This window comes from Mesorhizobium sangaii (assembly GCF_014207355.1).
Taxonomy (GTDB): domain Bacteria; phylum Pseudomonadota; class Alphaproteobacteria; order Rhizobiales; family Rhizobiaceae; genus Mesorhizobium; species Mesorhizobium sangaii.
The window spans coordinates 1,249,472-1,266,239 of record NZ_JACHEF010000001.1; the positions used below are offsets into that span (position 1 = coordinate 1,249,472).

At 62.5% G+C, this 16,768-nt stretch carries 15 protein-coding genes; all 15 read left to right on the top strand.

Annotation, left to right across the window (positions count from 1 at the left end; all coding sequences use genetic code 11):
- Window positions 1-1,875, top strand: a complete 1,875-nt coding sequence (gene tssF / locus HNQ71_RS06185; protein ID WP_184871651.1) for a type VI secretion system baseplate subunit TssF — start codon at window positions 1-3, stop codon at window positions 1,873-1,875.
- Complete coding sequence (tssG, locus tag HNQ71_RS06190; protein ID WP_184871652.1) at window positions 1,839-2,906, top strand: type VI secretion system baseplate subunit TssG; 1,068 nt, start codon at window positions 1,839-1,841, stop codon at window positions 2,904-2,906. Before tssF ends, tssG begins: the two co-directional genes overlap by 37 nt.
- Window positions 2,903-4,372, top strand: a complete 1,470-nt coding sequence (gene tagH / locus HNQ71_RS06195; protein ID WP_184871653.1) for a type VI secretion system-associated FHA domain protein TagH — start codon at window positions 2,903-2,905, stop codon at window positions 4,370-4,372. Before tssG ends, tagH begins: the two co-directional genes overlap by 4 nt.
- A gap of 3 nt (window positions 4,373-4,375) precedes the next feature.
- On the top strand, window positions 4,376-4,828 hold the full coding sequence (tssJ, locus tag HNQ71_RS06200; RefSeq protein ID WP_184871654.1) for a type VI secretion system lipoprotein TssJ: 453 nt from the start codon (window positions 4,376-4,378) through the stop codon (window positions 4,826-4,828).
- 39 nt (window positions 4,829-4,867) lie between these two features.
- Window positions 4,868-6,202, top strand: coding sequence for a type VI secretion system baseplate subunit TssK (tssK, locus tag HNQ71_RS06205; protein WP_184871655.1), 1,335 nt, complete (start codon window positions 4,868-4,870; stop codon window positions 6,200-6,202).
- A 4-nt stretch (window positions 6,203-6,206) separates the two neighbouring features.
- Entirely contained in the window at window positions 6,207-7,529 is a 1,323-nt protein-coding gene (gene icmH / locus HNQ71_RS06210; RefSeq protein WP_184871656.1) for a type IVB secretion system protein IcmH/DotU, read from the top strand.
- A 1-nt stretch (window position 7,530) separates the two neighbouring features.
- A complete protein-coding gene (tssM, locus tag HNQ71_RS06215; RefSeq protein WP_184871657.1) occupies window positions 7,531-11,070 on the top strand; it encodes a type VI secretion system membrane subunit TssM in 3,540 nt (1,179 codons plus the stop codon).
- A complete protein-coding gene (gene tagF, locus HNQ71_RS06220) occupies window positions 11,052-11,594 on the top strand; it encodes a type VI secretion system-associated protein TagF (protein ID WP_184871658.1) in 543 nt (180 codons plus the stop codon). Before tssM ends, tagF begins: the two co-directional genes overlap by 19 nt.
- A 158-nt stretch (window positions 11,595-11,752) precedes the next feature.
- On the top strand, window positions 11,753-12,739 hold the full coding sequence (locus tag HNQ71_RS06225) for a DUF2169 family type VI secretion system accessory protein (protein WP_184871659.1): 987 nt from the start codon (window positions 11,753-11,755) through the stop codon (window positions 12,737-12,739).
- An 11-nt stretch (window positions 12,740-12,750) separates the two neighbouring features.
- Window positions 12,751-13,839, top strand: a complete 1,089-nt coding sequence (locus tag HNQ71_RS06230; protein WP_184871660.1) for a beta-ketoacyl synthase N-terminal-like domain-containing protein — start codon at window positions 12,751-12,753, stop codon at window positions 13,837-13,839.
- Window positions 13,839-14,225, top strand: coding sequence for a PAAR-like domain-containing protein (locus HNQ71_RS06235; RefSeq protein WP_184871661.1), 387 nt, complete (start codon window positions 13,839-13,841; stop codon window positions 14,223-14,225). Before HNQ71_RS06230 ends, HNQ71_RS06235 begins: the two co-directional genes overlap by 1 nt.
- Window positions 14,218-14,736: a hypothetical protein gene (locus tag HNQ71_RS06240; protein WP_184871662.1), complete on the top strand. Its 519-nt coding sequence runs from the start codon at window positions 14,218-14,220 to the stop codon at window positions 14,734-14,736. The genes HNQ71_RS06235 and HNQ71_RS06240 overlap by 8 nt, the downstream gene beginning before the upstream one ends.
- Before the next feature lie 28 nt (window positions 14,737-14,764).
- Window positions 14,765-15,229, top strand: a complete 465-nt coding sequence (locus tag HNQ71_RS06245; protein ID WP_184871663.1) for a hypothetical protein — start codon at window positions 14,765-14,767, stop codon at window positions 15,227-15,229.
- A gap of 27 nt (window positions 15,230-15,256) precedes the next feature.
- Window positions 15,257-16,237 (top strand): hypothetical protein, encoded by a 981-nt coding sequence (locus tag HNQ71_RS06250; protein ID WP_184871664.1) that lies wholly within the window; start codon window positions 15,257-15,259, stop codon window positions 16,235-16,237.
- A gap of 60 nt (window positions 16,238-16,297) precedes the next feature.
- A complete protein-coding gene (locus tag HNQ71_RS06255; RefSeq protein ID WP_343068110.1) occupies window positions 16,298-16,759 on the top strand; it encodes a DUF6484 domain-containing protein in 462 nt (153 codons plus the stop codon).
- Window positions 16,760-16,768 lie beyond the last annotated feature (9 nt).

Here is a 16,768-nt window from a genome sequence, read left to right on the forward strand (position 1 = left end):
ATGGATCGGGTCTTCGTCGAATATTACGAGGAGGAACTGACCCATATCCGTGGCCTTGCGGCGGAATTTGCCGACATGCATCCGGCGGTGGCGCGTAACCTGTCGCTCGACACGGTCCCGTGTCCGGACCCGTATGTCGAGCGGCTGCTGGACGGCGTCGCCTTCCTTGCCGCGCGCACCCGGCTGAAGGTCGATGCCGAGCGCTCGCGATTTTCACGCAGCGTGCTTGAGGTTCTCTATCCCGATCTGGTCACGCCGGCGCCGGCAACGGCGATGGCCGTGCTGAAACCCGGCCAGCAGGTCCAGACCATGCTCGCCGGCCACGTCGTCAAGCGCAACACGCGGCTGGTTTCCAGCCTGCAGCCCGGCCTGTCGACGCGTTGCACCTTCTCCACCGCTCAGGAAATGACCCTGTGGCCGATAGCGATCACTTCGGTCAGCTATTTTCAGGATCGCAGTGCGCTGGCGATGGCCGGCATCGGGCCGATCGGCGGCGTCGGCGGCGCGGCGGCGCTCCGCATCGTGCTGGCCCGGACCGGAAAAGGCAGGCTCGACGAATTGGCCCTCGACCGGCTCGACCTCTATTTTGCTGGACGCACCAAGGCGCCGCTCCTGTTCGATGCGATTTTCGGCGCGTGCTCTGCCGTTGGCGCACGCCCGGAAGGCAAGACCAACCCGTTGTCACCCCTGCCGGCACCCGAAATGGTCGGAATCAGCGACGACGAGGCCCTGATGCCTCGCACCCGTCCGACATTCGAGGGGTACCGCCTGCTGCGCGAATATTTCATGATGCCCGAGCGCTTTCACTATGCGCGGGTTTCCGGGCTTCAGCCCGTTATGCGCCGATGCGCCGCCGGTCTCGAGATCATCTTCTTGTTCAGACGCGCGGTGCCCGAACTGGCTGACCTGACACCCGCGGACTTCGAGCTTTTCGCGACGCCGATCATCAATCTGTTCGAACGTGAGTGCAACGTCATCGAGGTCGATGCGCGCAGGACGCGGCAGGTGTTGCATGCAGACCGAACGCGGGCGCGCGACTTCGAAATCTATCGGGTCATCCGCGTCGAGGACGCCGACACAGAAGGCAATGACGCGGAAATCCCCGAACTCTTCAGCCTGGGGCAGAACCGCGGCAGTGGCTGGGTCTATTCGACCGAACGGCGCCCACGCAGAGCAACGGAGGAGGAACGGCGCGACGGCCTGACCCGCACCTCATACACCGGGGACGACGTTTTCCTGGCCATATCCCGGCCGCTCGCAAGCCCGGCTAACCGGCCGCTCAAGCGTCTCGACGTCATGGCGCTTTGTACCAATCGTGATCTGCCGATCCTCGATGACAATCCGACATTGACGCTGGAGGCCGGCGACCCGGTCGAAACTGTCAGGCTGCTTGGTGCGCTGCGTCCGCCGCAGCCGGCCATCCCCGCGGCGCTGCCGGCTGGGGCCGACGGTGAATCGCGGGCCGACGATCTTGCCTGGCGGCTGGTGGCGCAGCTCGCGCTCAACTTCCTCAGCCTTGCCAAGGAAGGCCGCGGCATCGACCCTCTGCATGCTCTGCTCGACCTCTATGCCGACCGCGGCGATCCGAGCCTTGCCCGCAATGTGCATTCGATCGTGCGTATCGACTCGCAGCCGGTCATCGAACGGCTGCAGATCGATGGGCCAATGTGCTTCGGACGCGGTACCGAAGTGACGTTGCACGTTGATCAATCGGTACTGGCCGGCCAAAGCACCTTGCTGCTTTCGGCCTTGCTGGCGCGGCTGTTTGCCCGTCACGCCGGAATAAACGGCTTCGTGCGAACCCGCACGCGGCTGCTGCAGAAGCAGGAGGATGTGCCATGGCCGATGACGCCCGGCAATCGCTACCTGATCTAGACAAGCCCAGCCCGAACCGGGCCGAAGGTCTGTCCGAGACGTTCGACTTCTTCGAACTGCTGCGCCGTCTCGAACAGCGGAGCGGTCTGTTCGGCCATTCCGGCCGCCCCGACCGCGAGCCGGCACGGCTCGGCCAGCATGTGCGCCTCGCCTTTTCGGCGCGGGACCTGGTTCAGTTCCGTGAAGCCGACGGCGAGGCGCCGGCCCGGGTCACGGTCGCAAATCTCGGCCTGCTGGGACCCGAGGGTCCCATGCCGCTGCACCTGACGCGCTGGGTGCTCGACCGCCTGTCGCAGCGCTGGTTCGCCGGCACCGACGCACAGCTGACCAGCGACACGACGTTCGTGGACTTCGTCAACATTCTGCAGCACCGCATGATTGCCCTCTACTACCGGGCGTGGGCGGACGCGCATCCGGCCGTGCAGGTCGAACGCGCGGTCGGCGGACGTGTTCGCGCCATGCTGGAAGCCATGGCTGGGATCGGACTTCCCGGCACCCAGGACGCCGATCTCGATACGGTGAAGCTTCGCCAGGCGGCTTCGCTCGCCAGCCAGGTCGACGGCCCGGAACGGCTGACGCTGTTCCTGGCGGAAGCATTCAAGGTGCCGGTGCAGATCAGGGAGTTCATCGCTGCCTGGATAACCGTGCCGACCAGCCTCCAGACCCGCCTTGCAAAGGCCTATGCGGGGCTCGGCCGGGGGGCGACGATCGGCCCGCGCGTTTTCAACCGCCAGAGCAGGATCGAACTGCGTGTCGGCCCGCTGGGATACGAGGACTTCAAGGCCTTCCTGCCTGGCGGCCAGCGGCTCAAACTGTTCAAGCAGGCCGTTCGGGACATGATCGGGGAATCGCTCGACGTCGACCTGCGCATCGTGCTTGCGCGTGAAGCCGTGCCGCCGCCGCGTATCGGAGCGGTACAGCTCGGCCGGACCACCTGGCTTGCGCGGCCCGCCGAAAGGGGCGATGCTGACGACATGCGGCTGCGGACAATCGTCGGATGGCGGCCGGAAATCGCGGGGGTCGCGGCATGAGTCTGCTGCTGACGCTGGAGCAAGGGCCACGCACCCAGGCGGTACGGCAGACCCGGCTGGACGAGGGTGAGCTGGTGATCGGCCGAAGCGCCGACGCGGGCTGGCAGATCGATGACCCCGACATGTTCGTTTCGCGGGCTCACTGCATGATTTCTGGCGGGCGAGACGGATATTTCGTCACCGACACGTCGAGCAGCGGATTGTTCATAAACGGCTCTGACAGCCCGCTCGGCGCCGGCAAGTCGACGCGCCTTCAAAACGGCATGCGGCTGAGGCTGGGCGACTACATCGTCTATGTCGACCTGCAAACGCCGGTCGCTCAAGCACCCGCAGCCGGCCAGCCGGTTCCCGAACGCGTACCGCAGCCCTCTCGGGCGCCGGTGAGCATCGGCCGCGATGATTTCTTTTCCGCCAAGGTCGAAGAAGAGCCGCGACGGCCACGTCCGGCCGATCTGCCGAACCCGTTCGAGCAGCCGGTTCCGGGCGCGTTCGAGCGTGCCGCCTCCCAGCGCAACTCGCCTGCTTTCGATGACCCGTTCAGCCTTGATCCGGTTTCAACGCCTGTGTCGACAAATGCCGCCCCTTATTTCGAACCGGGCCGCGTGGCGAGCCAAGCGGACCCATTCGGCCTCGACCCAGTGCCGTCCCCCAGCCGCGGCGTCGAACCGGCAGCCGGAAAACCGTCCGATTTCAATGATGATTTTGGTTTCGGACCGGCGGCAGTGCCCAGTTCGACAAACGGCGCCAGCTCGACCGGACAGCGCGAGCGCATCGCCCAACGACCCCAATCCGCCAATCCCTGGGATTTGCCCGTGCAAACGGCGGATACCCCTCCCCCACCACGTGCGGTCGCTGCTGCCAAACCCGCCCGCGCGCCGGTCGCGCCGCAGCCGGGAGAGTCGGCGCTTCGCTCCGCATTCCTGCACGGCATGGGCGTCGAGGAAGCCGATTTCCCCGGACGCGATAGCATCGCGGAAATGGAGAAGTTTGGCCGCGAATATCGGCTGATGATGGAAGGCCTGATGCAGCTCCTGCGCAAGCGGGCCGAGGAAAAGGGAAACGCCCGCGTCGCCCAGACCATGGTCGGAGCCTCCGAAGTCAATCCGCTCAAGTTCCTGCCGACGGTCGACGATGCCATCGTCACGCTTATCGCAGAGCGCAGCCCCGGATTTCTTGCCGGCGAAGCGGCAATCGCCGACGCGGTTCGCGATCTCGCGCAACATCACGTGCGCGCCTGGCGCGGCATACAGGCCGCCCTGCGGCGGATGATCGACCGTTTTGACCCGGCCGAGATCGAGGAAGAGCTGAAATCGAATTCGGCGATCGGCACCCTGCTTTCAGGCGGGCGCGGCGCCAAGCTTTGGGAGCTTTACCAGAAACGCCATCGTGAAATCGCCGAGAGCGCGGAAAAAAGCTTCCTTGGCGAAATTGGCGCTGATTTTCGGGATGCATACGAGGAGGAGTGAGAGATGATCGATCGACGCGAATTTGTCGTTGCCCTGGGCGCGACGGGGCTGCTTGCGGCTTGCCAGAGTGGTCCGCCAAAACCATCGGTGATCACCGTCAACGTGACCGGCGGGGCCGGCATGAACCCAGGACCAGGTGGCGGCGACCGGCCGGTGACGGTTCTCGTGATGCGGCTGAAAAGCGCCGGCAAATTCAATTCCGCCGACTATTTTGCGCTGCAGGGGGATGCCGGCACGGCGCTGGCAGGTGATCTCATCGGGTCCGACCAGATCGCTGTCGGGCCGGGGAAATCCGCATCTAAAACCATCACCGTCGAGCCGGACGCGACGGCGCTGGGCTTCGTTGCGCTGATCCGAGAGCCTGGCGGCAGGAACTGGCGGACAACCAAGTCAGTATCGCCGGGATCGAAATTCACGATCAACGTCACGCTTGGCAGCGGCGGCATTTCCGCCTAGCGGCCAGGGCAAGGGGAGCTCAATGCAGAGAGTAGCGGCATGAGCGATGCAAACAGGGTGCTATGGTCCGAGGGGCTTTTCCTGCGGACCCAGCATTTCCAGCAGCAGGATCGCTTCTTCGAGGCGACGGTGCGCGGCGCGTTGCAGGCCGGGCAACTGCATACGTTCGGCTTTCAACAGCTGACGCTGGACCAGGTATTGCTGGACGCCGGCCAGGTTTCGATCCTGTCCGCACGGGGCATCTTCCCGGACGGAACACCCTTTTCCATTCCAGACATGATGGACGCGCCGAGACCGCTGCCGGTGACCCCGGACACGGGCGCCGGACCGGTGCTGGTCGCCTTGCCGCTGGAGCCTGCCGGCGGTGTCGGCTTCGATCCGGCGCATGCCGCCGCCTCGGGGGCACGATATCACGGGCGGATCGTATCGGTGCGAGACGCCGTCCAGGGCGGTTCAGACCCTGAAGAAATCGAGATCGCCCGCCCGCAGGCGCTGCTGCTTGCACCCGGCAAGTCGGTCGGCGGCTACACGGCCTTGCCGATAGCCGACCTCAAGGGCGTTCGCGCCGACGGCGGCGTCTCCCTCGACGAGACCTTCCTGCCGCCGACACTGGTTACCGGCGCAGTGGCCTGGTATCGGCAGCTGCTGCTGGAGGTTGTCACCGGCCTCGACCAGATCGCCGAGGCGCATGGGAAGATGGTCATGGGCGGGCCTGGGCGCAGCGTCGAAGATCTGCTGATGCTCAACCTCGCCAATGCGGCGCGCCCGCGGCTGGCCCACATACTGGCCCAGGATGTCTTCCATCCGGCCGAGCTTTACCTGGAACTTGCCGGGCTTGCCGGTTCGATGGCGACTTACGGATCGAGCGCACGACGGCTGGGCGAGTTGCCCGCCTACGATCACATGGCGCCCGGCCCCGCCTATTCGGCGCTGGCGGATGCGCTGCGCTCGCTCATCCTCAGCCTGCGTTACATCGAGCCGAAATCGCGTGCGCTGCCGGTCATGCGGCATTCGACCAATGTCTGGAAAATCCGCATCGACAACCCGAAGCTGCTGGTGGCCAGCCGGATCGTCATCCGGGTCGGTTCGGAGCTGTCGGAGGACGCGCTGCGCAAGATATTCGTCAACCAGGCGACCGTCGGCTCGGCCGACCAGTTCGAGGGCCTGTGGAAGTCGCGCTTGCCCGGTATTCCGCTGAAACCGCTTCATTCGCAGCCGCGCGAAATCCCTTACGATGGCGATCGGCTATGCCTCGAGCTGGACCAGAAAAGCGAGTACTGGGCGTCGCTGCTCGATGCTCCCGGCTTCGTCATCGGCGTTTCGGGCGTGTTGCCAAGCGAGCCGCAGGTGGACTGCTATTCGGTGAACAGGTGAGATGATGAGCCGCGATGATCCTTTCGGACTGTCGGAGGATCGCGAACGCACTCGCATTCGATTGACCGGCGCGCCGATGCCGCGGCCCATGGCGCCACTCTTGCCGGGCGCGGTTGTCAAGCGGTCCCGCACCCACCCGAACGCGCTTGTCAACGCATTCGCGGCCTTGCTCGAGTTCGCTCCCGAACTTGAAAGCGCGCTGGCACCGGACAATCCGGAAGCATTGCGTACCCGGTTGCTCGAAGAACTGGTGCGGGCCCGCGACACGGCAATGACGGCGGGATCCTCAATGGAGCGGGCCGACCAGGCAGCATGGGTCGTGGCGGCGCTGCTCGACGATCTGGCCCTGAACACGCCATGGGGCGGGGCCAGCGCCTGGCCGCGGCAGCCGCTTGTTGTCATGCTGCGCGGCGATGTCGATGCCGGAACGCAGTTCTTCACACGTCTCGACGAACTCGAGCGCCATCCCAACCGGGATCGCGAATTGCTGGAGTTGCAGTATCACTGCCTGGCGCTTGGCTTCCGTGGCAAATATCGTGTGGCAAACCGGTCAGGCGACCGCTCGATCAATGCCGTTCGTGTGGCGGCGGCACGATTCTTGCGCGATGTCGACGCCGAAGGCGCGCCATTGTCGCCAAACTGGAAGGGCGTGATCGCATCCGACGAGCCGCAACGCTTCATCGTTCCGATCTGGGTCATGGCGCTCGGTGCGGCGGTCGTTGCCACGGCAGTCCATGTCGGGCTCTCGACGGGACTGAGCAGCCAGGCGGTCGAGCTCTCCGCGCTTGTTCGCGCGCTGCCGCCGCCCGCACGCGGCGACATCACCCGGGCTTCGCCCAAGGTCGATGCCCCGCCGCCGGAGAAGGTGGAGTTTGCGCTGTTGCCGGAATTTCAGGCCGGGGCGCCGGCCGAGCTGAAATCTGCCCTCAGCGGCACCGAGAGCGTTTCGCTGACCAAGCTGATCATCCAGGCCTCCAACCCCGAACTGTTCCAGTCGTCGCGGCCACAACTGACCGATGGCTTCCAGCCCCTGATCGGGTCGATTGCCAAGGTGATCCTGGCCAATCAGGAGCTGATTGGAAACATCACCGTTATCGGTCATACGGACAGCGTTCCCCTGCAGAAGACCAATCCGCTATCGACCAACCAGCGGCTGTCCGAGGCTCGCGCCCAGACGATTGCCGACATGCTGGTCCAGAACGGAGTGCCGCAGGCCCGCGTCCATTCCGAGGGCCGCGCGGCCACCGATCCAGTGGCCACCGACAGCACGCGCGAGGGGCGAGCCTTGAACCGCCGCGTCGAGGTGCTCGTCGAAAAGAGGCTGTGAGATGTTCATCCTGCGCTTCCTCTGGGCAGTTCTGACATCGCGCTGGCTGTGGACGCTGATCGGCATCACGCTGCTTTCCCTGGTCATCTGGATGTTCGGTCCGATCGTTAGGGTCGGTCCCTACGCACCGTTCGACTCTGAAAATGTGCGCATCGTCATCATCGCGCTGCTGGTCATCTTCTGGCTAATCTGGCTGATCGTCGCCCAGCGCCGGGCGATCCGCGCCAACCGCATGTTCGTCGCCGAGATCGCCGCGCCAGCGGTGGAAAAGCCGCTCAGCCCCGGCGAAGAGAATGTCGCAGCCGTGGGCGCCAAGTTCGCCGAGGTGATGGCTGAACTGAAACGCCGCAAGTTGGGCGGACGCAAGTTTCTGCGCGAGATGCCATGGTATGTGATCGTCGGGCCGCCGGCCACCGGCAAGACCACCGCCTTGCGGCAGTCCGGGCTGAATTTTCCGATCGACCTCACCGACGACCTGCAGGGGGTCGGCGGCACGCGCAACTGCGACTGGTTCTTTTCCGAAAACGCGGTTCTGATCGACACCGCCGGCCGCTATGTCCAGCAGGAGAGCCAGCCCGATGTGGACGCGGCCGAATGGTTGGGCTTCCTCGACCTATTGAAGAAGCACCGGGGCCGCCGCGCGCTTAACGGCGTGATCGTCGCGCTTTCGATCGACGTGCTTTCGGAAGGCGACGAAGCCATCAAGGCGCACGGCCGCAAGATCCGCCGCCGGTTGGCCGAGCTCAACGACCGGCTCGAAATTCGCCTTCCAGTCTATCTGATGCTGACCAAGGCCGATCTGATCAGGGGGTTCGAGGCCTTCTTCGGCGGCTTGTCCACCGCCTCGCGCGAGCAGGTATGGGGAACGACCTTCGCGCTGGATGCACGCGTGGATGCCAAGACCATCGAACGAGAGATTTCGACGCTGGCGACGGAACTCGAGCGGAGGTTGGTGCCGCGCCTGGAGGATGAGGACAAACTCGCCGCCCGTGCCGAGATCTTCAGGTTTCCCGCCCAACTGGCAAGCCTGTCCGAACCGATCCAGGTGCTGGTCGAGGCGATGTTCGGCGAAAGCCGGTACGAAGAGGTCGCCTGGCTGCGCGGGCTCTATCTGACATCGGCGACGCAGGAAGGGGCGCCCATCGACCGGCTGACCGCGGCGCTGTCTTCTTCCTTCGGCCTACCGCCACGGCGGGCCCTGCCCGCGCCAAGGGTCGAGAAACGCAGCTTCTTCCTGAAGAACCTGCTCACCGAAGTGATCTTCAAGGAAGCGGGCCTTGGTACGTTCGACCCGCTGGCGCAACGCCGCCGCGCCTGGATCTGGCGGGGTGCCGCGGCCGCATGTGCCGTGGCGGGCTTGTTGGCCAGTGCGGTGTTCACCTGGTCCTACTACGACAACCGCAATGCGATCTCGGCGCAGGCAGGCCAGTTCGAAGCCCTGCAAGCGCCGCTGACCTCCGTTGCCGCAACCCCTGCATCGGTGGAGCAGCCTGCCATGGACGGCGCACTCGGTGCGATGGACGCGGTCGCAACTGCCCGGACAGCACCGCCGGGCGCCGCCCATGACCTGCTGGGGCCATCGGCCTCGGCGGAACTGGTGCGGGCGCAGACAGACACCTACGACCACGCTCTGCGCAACGTCCTCGAGCCACGCATGGTCGCACTGCTCGAGGCGACCATGTGGCGGCAGATCCGCGATCCGGATTTCATGCTCGGGGCGCTGAAGACCTATCGCATGATGACGGGCCTGTCGCAGATGGATCCCGATTTCGCCCAGAACTGGTGGGTCAACAGCTTGCCAGAATTTGCCGCCGCGGCACCATTTCCGACCGCCGATGCCGAAGAGCACCAGCTTGCAGCGATCCGCCGCATGACGGTCGACGAAAGCTATATCGCGCCCGACCAGGCGCTGGTTGCCGAAGCGCTGAAGACGGTGTGCACGATTTCGCTGCCGGCGCGTGCCTACAAGCAGTTGCTGGCCGATCCGGCAGTGGCCGGGCTCAAGGAGTGGATCCCGGCCAATTTCGCCGGCCCCAACGGGGGCAAGGTGTTTGCGCGGCGTTCCGCCAAGACGCTTCGCGTCGGCATTTCCGGAGCCTTCACCTATTCCGGCTTCCACGACGTCATTCTCGACCGCATCGACGATGTCGCCGCCCAGGCGGCGCTCGATCGCGCGGTTTTCGCCGGCGGCTGCTCGGAAAACTCCGAAACCTCGGTCTCGGCGCTGTCCGAGGACATTCTGAAGCTCTACTATGACGACTATATCGCGCAATGGGACAGCTTCCTGCGCGACATGAGGCTGGCGCCACTGACCGATCTCAATGTCGCCGGCGAAAATCTGAAGGACCTGTCGAGTGCCGATTCTGCGCTGAAGCGGCTGCTTACGGCGGTCGTTCAGGAGACCGAGTTGACGCGCTCCGAAGATGACGCGCCCGCCGACAACAAGGCGGCGGCCAAGGGCGCTTCGAAACTGCTCGGCAAGCTTGGCAAGCTCGGCAAGCTGGCGACAAGCGGTGCGAAACTGCTTCCCCGCGCCGGATCGGCCAGCGAGGTGGACCTGACCGGCAATCTGGTGGCCGAACATTTCAAACCGCTCAAGAGCACCATCGCCGAGGTCGACGGCCAGCCGCCGGCACTGGATGCGGCGGTTGTCGCGCTGACCGCGCTTTCGAACGTGCTGCAGACGGTCACCGCGAACCCCAACCCGCAAGATGCCATCAAGAAGCAGGGCGGCCTTGCCGAACTGACCGGTGCGGTCGCTAGGCAGGCACAGATCCTGCCCGACCCCATCAACACCTGGCTGGGCGGGATTGCCGGCGACACCAGCAATTTGACTCAGAAGGCGGTCACCTCGGAGCTCAACGCTATCTGGCGGGCCGACATACTGCCATTCTGCCAGGCCGCGCTGACCGACCGCTATCCGTTCAGCGCCGAGAGCGCCGTGGACGTCAATGTGCGTGATTTCGCCCGCCTGTTCGGACCGGCCGGGTTGATCGACGGTTTCATCAACGACCACCTGATCAACTACGTCGACACGACCAGCCAGCCATGGAAATGGCGCGCCGATTTCGGCCTCGATGCTTCGGCGCTGGCGGCGTTCGAGCAGGCTAGGCACATCCGCGACGATCTCTTTCCCGGTGGCACCGGACCGGTGATGAGCTTCACGCTCGAACCGAAGGACCTGTCTCCCAACGTCACGCGCGTCACGCTCAATCTCGATGGCCAGAGCCTCGTCTACTACAACAATGCCACGCGGCCGCAACCAATGACGTGGCCCGGCAAGGACGGCACCGGGGTCATTTCGCTCGCCTTCCAGCCGATCGACGGATCGCCGGAAATTCTGCTCAACGAGACCGGCAGCTGGGCATGGCTGAGAATGCTGCGCAGCGGCCGTTTCGCCGGCACTTCGCTGACCGATGTCTACAGCCTGCGCCTGGGCACGAAAGGCATGTATGCCGATTTCGAGCTCAAGGCCGCCAGTGTCGAAAACCCCTACAATTTGGAAATGTTCAAGAAGTTCACATGTCCGCCGCAGATCTGATCCTTCCTGGCTTTTACGGCAAAATGCCCGCCACCGGCGATTTCGTCACACGGCGGCTGCCGGGGGATTTTGTGCGCGTCTGGGACCGCTGGCTGGCGCAGCATCTCGTCCCGTTGTTTGGTTCGGAATTTTGGCCCAGCACAACCGCGTTGCGTTTCCTGGCTGGCCCGGCTTCCTTCGGCGCGTCGGCAGGTATCATTTTGCAGAGTGCCGACAGGGTTGGCAGACAATTCCCTTTGACCATCGTTGCGCAGCTTGCCGAAGTGCCCGTTCAGTTGGCCAACGCCGAGGCTTGGTTTGCCAGCATCGAAGAAGCGGCCATCGCCGCCCAAGGCGGCGAGCTGACGCCCGACGAACTGGATGCCGCGCTGGGCGCCCTGCCCGTGCCGATTGTCGAGCCAAGCGAAGAGCTCATCAGCGACATGGTGATGTGGACCGCCCGTTCGGACATTTTCGACATCGATCTGCAATCTCCGCAAGCGACGCTGGAACAGATCTTTGCGGCGAGCTGGGAGACCAGTTGATGCGACCGGATCAAATGACAAGCGTTGTTCACTGGAGCGAAACCGCAGGGTGCTCCGGCATCCTGTTTTCAAGAAGGCTCTAAGCCAATGATTTGCCAGCGCCTGAGGATGCGCAAATAAGTATGTGGGCAATATCCAACAGCACCGGCTTTCCGGCTATGGGAAGCTGGGTCCAGGACAAAGCCGCCAACAAAATCTGGCTGGTCTGTGTCAAGGCTACCTTCGACATCGCGTCGGATGGCACGACCAAGCCGTCGGATGATCAGGTCCCTCTGTTTATCCAGGGCCAACCGCTTGACGGCGACTTCGAGAAGAGCCTGATCTACGAGTCCGATTTCTTTGGCGTGAAGCCGTGCACGGATGTACTGGTCAACGGAACTGCGTGGGCTCCGAACGGCAAGCCAACGACTGCACTCGACGTTGGGTTCCGGGTTGGCCCCGTGCAGAAGCGCTTGCGCGTCTTCGGCGACCGTTGGTGGACAGTTAGCCTAGCCGGCGGCCGCGACGTGATCGCCAGTCCAGAATATTTTGTCAAGATGCCGATCCGCTACGAAGCAGCGTTGGGCGGCTGGGACCGCAGCGCGAGCAACCCCAAGGATCATCGCCTCGACGACAGAAACCCGGTCGGCCAGGGCTTGATCTCCAATCCGAACGGACGCCTGGGCCGCACGCTGCCGAATATCGAGGACCCCGCCAACCTGGTGACAACTTGGATGAGCCGGCCGGAGCCCGCCGGGTTCAACGCCATCGCCTGCCACTGGTCGCCCCGGCGCGAACTCGCCGGCACCTATGACGATACCTGGATGAAGACGCGCTTCCCGCTCTGGGCGGAAGATCTCGACCCACGTTATTATTGCTGCGCTCCGCGCGATCAGCAGGTGAACGGTTACCTGAAGGGCGGCGAGCCGGTGCAGGCGATCAACATGTCGCCGGATGGACCAATCCGGTTCAGCCTGCCGAGGCTGATTTTCGGCTTCTCAACACGCCTCAAGCGCGAGACAATCCACCACAGGGGAAGCCTTGCGACCGTCATTCTGGAGCCGGACCAGCGACGGTTGATCATGGTGTGGCAAGGTTCGCTGATTTGTAACAAAGACGTCGATTACCTAGACAGCACGACCGTCCGCCTGAAGAAGCTCATGTAACGGGATCGCCCATGCCGCTGCCAAGCAGTTCGATCTACGTGCCCAAGAAGCCAATCTATCTGGCCGCAATCGGCGCGCGGACTGGAGTCGGGCTGACAGCGGAAAGTTCAGCGGCGGCTGTGCGGGCGGGTATTTCGGCGATATCCGAACATCCAAACTTTATCGACCAGCTCGGCGAGCCTATGCGCCTGGTGCGCGATGCCTTGCTCGAGCCCGACGTGAAACTCGCCGACCGCATGACGGAGCTTGCCGTTTCGGCGCTTTTGCAATTGCCGCAGATCGATGGGACAGCCGACAGGCCGCTGAACAGCCTGCTGGTGGTTTGCACACCCGAACCGCGTCCCGGCCTGCCCGCCAAAATCGCTGAAACCGTGGGCGCGGCCATCTCTCAGCGGCTTCGACGGACCAATCTGCGGGTACAATCCCTGGCACAGGGCCATGCTGCCGGGCTTGTTGGGTTCGGCCTCGCGGCAAAGGCCCTGGATGAGGGCCGGGCGGATGTTGCGGCGGTGGTTGGGGTCGATTCCTATCACGACATCAATACGCTCGGATGGATGGACGAGACGGGCCAGCTCAAGTCGGAAGTCAATCGCGACGGCTTTTTCCCCGGCGAGGGAGCTGGAGCCTGTCTTCTGGTGCGGGCCGATGTGGCAAAGGCGCTGCGCTTGACCCCGCTGGCGCGGCTGACGGCGATCAGCACGGCGCTGGAAACGATAACGATCAACAGCGAAGAAGTCTGTGTCGGCGAGGGCCTGAGTGCCGCGTTCCTGGGACTTGCGCCCGTTGTGGAGGCGGCGAACCAGCAGATCACCGATACCTATTGCGACCTCAACGGCCAGCGCTATCGCAGCGAGGAACTCGTCTACTCCGCAATGCGCGCCAACCACCTGTTCGCTCCGGAAGTCGAGACCACCCATCCAGCCGACTGCTGGGGTGACGTTGGTGCGAGCTCCGGTCCGCTGTTTGTGAGCCTCGCTCTGGCCGCCAGTCAGAAAGGCTACTGCCGTGGAAGCCGAGCGGCCCTCTGGGCCGGTTCCGGGACCGGCCGGCGGGCGGTGGCGCTGCTCGACTTTCCAGCCGCGAATCCGGAGGCTGCCTGATGGTTTCGGTGAGTGTCAATCCGCCTAAAACCCCTGTGACGGAAGGGAGCATGGACATGGCACCTGCAACGCTTCCGAACGTTTGCAAGATGCCTGGACCTCCCGCTCCCTTCGTGCCTGTGCCTTTGCCGAATTTCGGCCGTTCGGCTGATCGGTTGAAGGAGTGCACGTCCACGGTTTTTATTGAAGGCAAGAAGATCGCGATAAAGGGCAGCTATTATATGAGTGCGCCATCTCCCGATGTGGCCAGCCAGGGAACAGGCGGCGGTATCGTGTCGTCCAAAACGCAGGGCATGGCGGAATTCGTGGCGCCCGGGTCGATGGACGTGAAGGCCGAGGGCAAGAACATCCAGTTGCTCGGCGATGCTATGAGCAACAATGGCTAAGGGTCAATCCGCAACCGTACCCGGCAACCAGCAGGCGCCGCTAAGCGGTGACGACCTGGAATGCGGCGACTTTGGAACCTACGCCAAGCTGAACAAAAAGAACGCCGAAACGGTCAACATGGAGCGCGATCATGTGCCATCTGGAGGAGCTCTGGTTCGAAGGGCACTGAAGAGCAAAAGAGGCATGTCGACTGCACAAAAAGATTGTGTCGAATCGGCGGTAACGCGGCACGGTCAGACAATAGCCATTCCGGCATGGATCCACGAAAAGTATAGCCAAACATACAAAAGCAAAAATACTGAAGCACGCATGAATCGAGACGGCGCCAGTCCGGAAGCAATGAATAGAGCTAGGGGAAGAAACACAGCAGCTATTCACGCTGGACTTATCAAAGAAGGTCTTCATAAATGCGCAGCAAAATATGCTGCAGCAGTTGAGGAAATAAAAAAAGTAGATATACAAGAGAATATCAACAAAGCTATCAAAAAATGTTGCAAAAAATATAGATAGTAATTCCAAAGCAGGGAGAAGAATATCAATGAGATATCAAGAGTGGATTGAGCTGTTTGGTCGGACGACAGAGGACCCATCTATTATATCAAAACTTGCTGCAATGGGCTTAGGAAAACCTCCCGTAATTAAGAAGAATCGCATCTCTGCGGACGTCGAAATGCCAGGTTTGATGCTCACTTTTACAGCTGAAGCGCTGTACCCTGACCTGAAGGAACCTGTTGGTGAAGGAACTGGTGTACTGACGCAACTCACCATTTCCATTGGCGATCCTGACCGGGGGATCTACCAGGGGCAGTTGCCCTACGATCTAAAAAAGACCGACTCGCGAAAGGAGTTGCAGAGTCGATTTGGCAAACCGCACGAGTCGAATGAAACATTTTTCTGGGATGAGTGGAGATTTGAAGACATCACCTTGGTTGTTACGTTTCTCGAAGACTGGAAGGGGATTGAATTGATCACTCTGATGTCGCCCGGGGCAGCCGAGGTATGACCAGGCGCAGCGTGGTTCATTGGTGACATGACAAGGGACCAGATTACCGAACTATTGGGCCGGCTTTCCACCGATCCCGTTGTCACGCGTATGCTCGACGATTTCAAAATTCGGCGGCGGCCGGAAATTGAGTACGAACCGGAGGCCGTTGACCGCCGAATTGTCGAACCTCGCGACTGGTTGGTTAATCGCCGGCTTGGCATCGAGTTCGGATTTGAGGATGAGGCGGTTTTTCGCAACGCTCATCCAGACGATGCTCCCAGCGGGAAAATGCTTCTGATCCAGCTCTGTTTTTATGGAAACCACGACGGGATAAACCGGTACAACGGAGCCCAGCCATTTGATCTCTCGTTTGACGACAGCAGGGAAAGTGTGCGGAGCAAACTAGCCGCGTGGGAAGTGTCCCGCAGATCTTACGTCCGCGACACTTGGGAACTACCAGAATGGACGATGGTAGCCGCCTATGCTGACGGTGGCTCGTGTGTTGACTCTCTGCTTTTTCTTCTTCGACAACCGCCAATGCCCGCCGACCTTGATGAGGTCGCAATCGTTCCGAGTCTCGATAACATCATCAGCATCCTCGGGAAGTCGCTGTCCGACCCGGAGTTGAGGTTGATTTTGGCACCCTTGAAGCTGGACAACAACTTGCGGAATGTGGGTGAGCGCTGGGTGGCCAATTTTCGGATTCACGCAGGGGTTCAATTGGATTTCGTCGAATCCGGATCGAGCCGAGGGGCAAGCTTAGCGCAGGTCACGCTTTATCGCGAAAACGAGATGGCGGCGGCAGAGTGGCCCGGGGAACTACCATTTGGCCTGACATTCAAGGATTCTCCCGAGCAGATGTTCGCCAAGATAGGAAGGCCGCCTGAACGGCACGACGACAGCGATTTCACTGGCGTGGCGATGTGGTTTTTTCCGCTGTTCAATCTCAGCATCAGATACGATACAGTGGAGAATGTGTTGCTCATGGTGAGATTGCTTCCGCCAGAAGGTGAACTGGTTTCGTAGCTTGCTTTCATGAGTTTGCCAGGATGGCCTGGCGCAGGCTAAATTGCACGCTAATTGGAGGTGGCGCGCGTGAACGACCGTCTCGACTTTCCGCGAATTGGTTCTGGCCTGACCGATGGGTTGGTGATCGCCACCTTCATCGGCCGGGACAAGGCTGGCGAGCCACTGGTTTCAATTCCCGACGGGATGGAAAGCAGGATTCTCAGCGCACGCACTGCGGCACTGCTCGAGGCGGCGGATTTCGGCGCCGAGGTCGTGGTGATGTTCGATCGCGGCGATCCGGACCGCGCGGTTGTTCTCGGTCGAGTGATGAAGCCGAAACCGGTGGCCGCCGAAGACGTGGCCGTGACGCTCGATGGCGAGCGGATGGAGCTTTCGGCCGAGCGCGAAATCGTGCTGCGCTGCGGCAAGGCCAGCATCACGCTCACCCGCACTGGAAAGATCATCCTGCGCGGCACATACATCCTGAGCCGATCGTCCGGCGTGAACAAAATCAAAGGCGGCTCAATCCAGCTCAACTAGGCACCGAAA

Coding starts and splice junctions, on each gene's coding strand:
- tssF (WP_184871651.1), top strand. CDS start 1: ATGGATCGGGTCTTCGTCGAATATTACGAGGAGGAACTGACCCATATC.
- tssG (WP_184871652.1), top strand. CDS start 1,839: ATGGCCGATGACGCCCGGCAATCGCTACCTGATCTAGACAAGCCCAGC.
- tagH (WP_184871653.1), top strand. CDS start 2,903: ATGAGTCTGCTGCTGACGCTGGAGCAAGGGCCACGCACCCAGGCGGTA.
- tssJ (WP_184871654.1), top strand. CDS start 4,376: ATGATCGATCGACGCGAATTTGTCGTTGCCCTGGGCGCGACGGGGCTG.
- tssK (WP_184871655.1), top strand. CDS start 4,868: ATGAGCGATGCAAACAGGGTGCTATGGTCCGAGGGGCTTTTCCTGCGG.
- icmH (WP_184871656.1), top strand. CDS start 6,207: ATGAGCCGCGATGATCCTTTCGGACTGTCGGAGGATCGCGAACGCACT.
- tssM (WP_184871657.1), top strand. CDS start 7,531: ATGTTCATCCTGCGCTTCCTCTGGGCAGTTCTGACATCGCGCTGGCTG.
- tagF (WP_184871658.1), top strand. CDS start 11,052: ATGTCCGCCGCAGATCTGATCCTTCCTGGCTTTTACGGCAAAATGCCC.
- HNQ71_RS06225 (WP_184871659.1), top strand. CDS start 11,753: ATGGGAAGCTGGGTCCAGGACAAAGCCGCCAACAAAATCTGGCTGGTC.
- HNQ71_RS06230 (WP_184871660.1), top strand. CDS start 12,751: ATGCCGCTGCCAAGCAGTTCGATCTACGTGCCCAAGAAGCCAATCTAT.
- HNQ71_RS06235 (WP_184871661.1), top strand. CDS start 13,839: ATGGTTTCGGTGAGTGTCAATCCGCCTAAAACCCCTGTGACGGAAGGG.
- HNQ71_RS06240 (WP_184871662.1), top strand. CDS start 14,218: ATGGCTAAGGGTCAATCCGCAACCGTACCCGGCAACCAGCAGGCGCCG.
- HNQ71_RS06245 (WP_184871663.1), top strand. CDS start 14,765: ATGAGATATCAAGAGTGGATTGAGCTGTTTGGTCGGACGACAGAGGAC.
- HNQ71_RS06250 (WP_184871664.1), top strand. CDS start 15,257: ATGACAAGGGACCAGATTACCGAACTATTGGGCCGGCTTTCCACCGAT.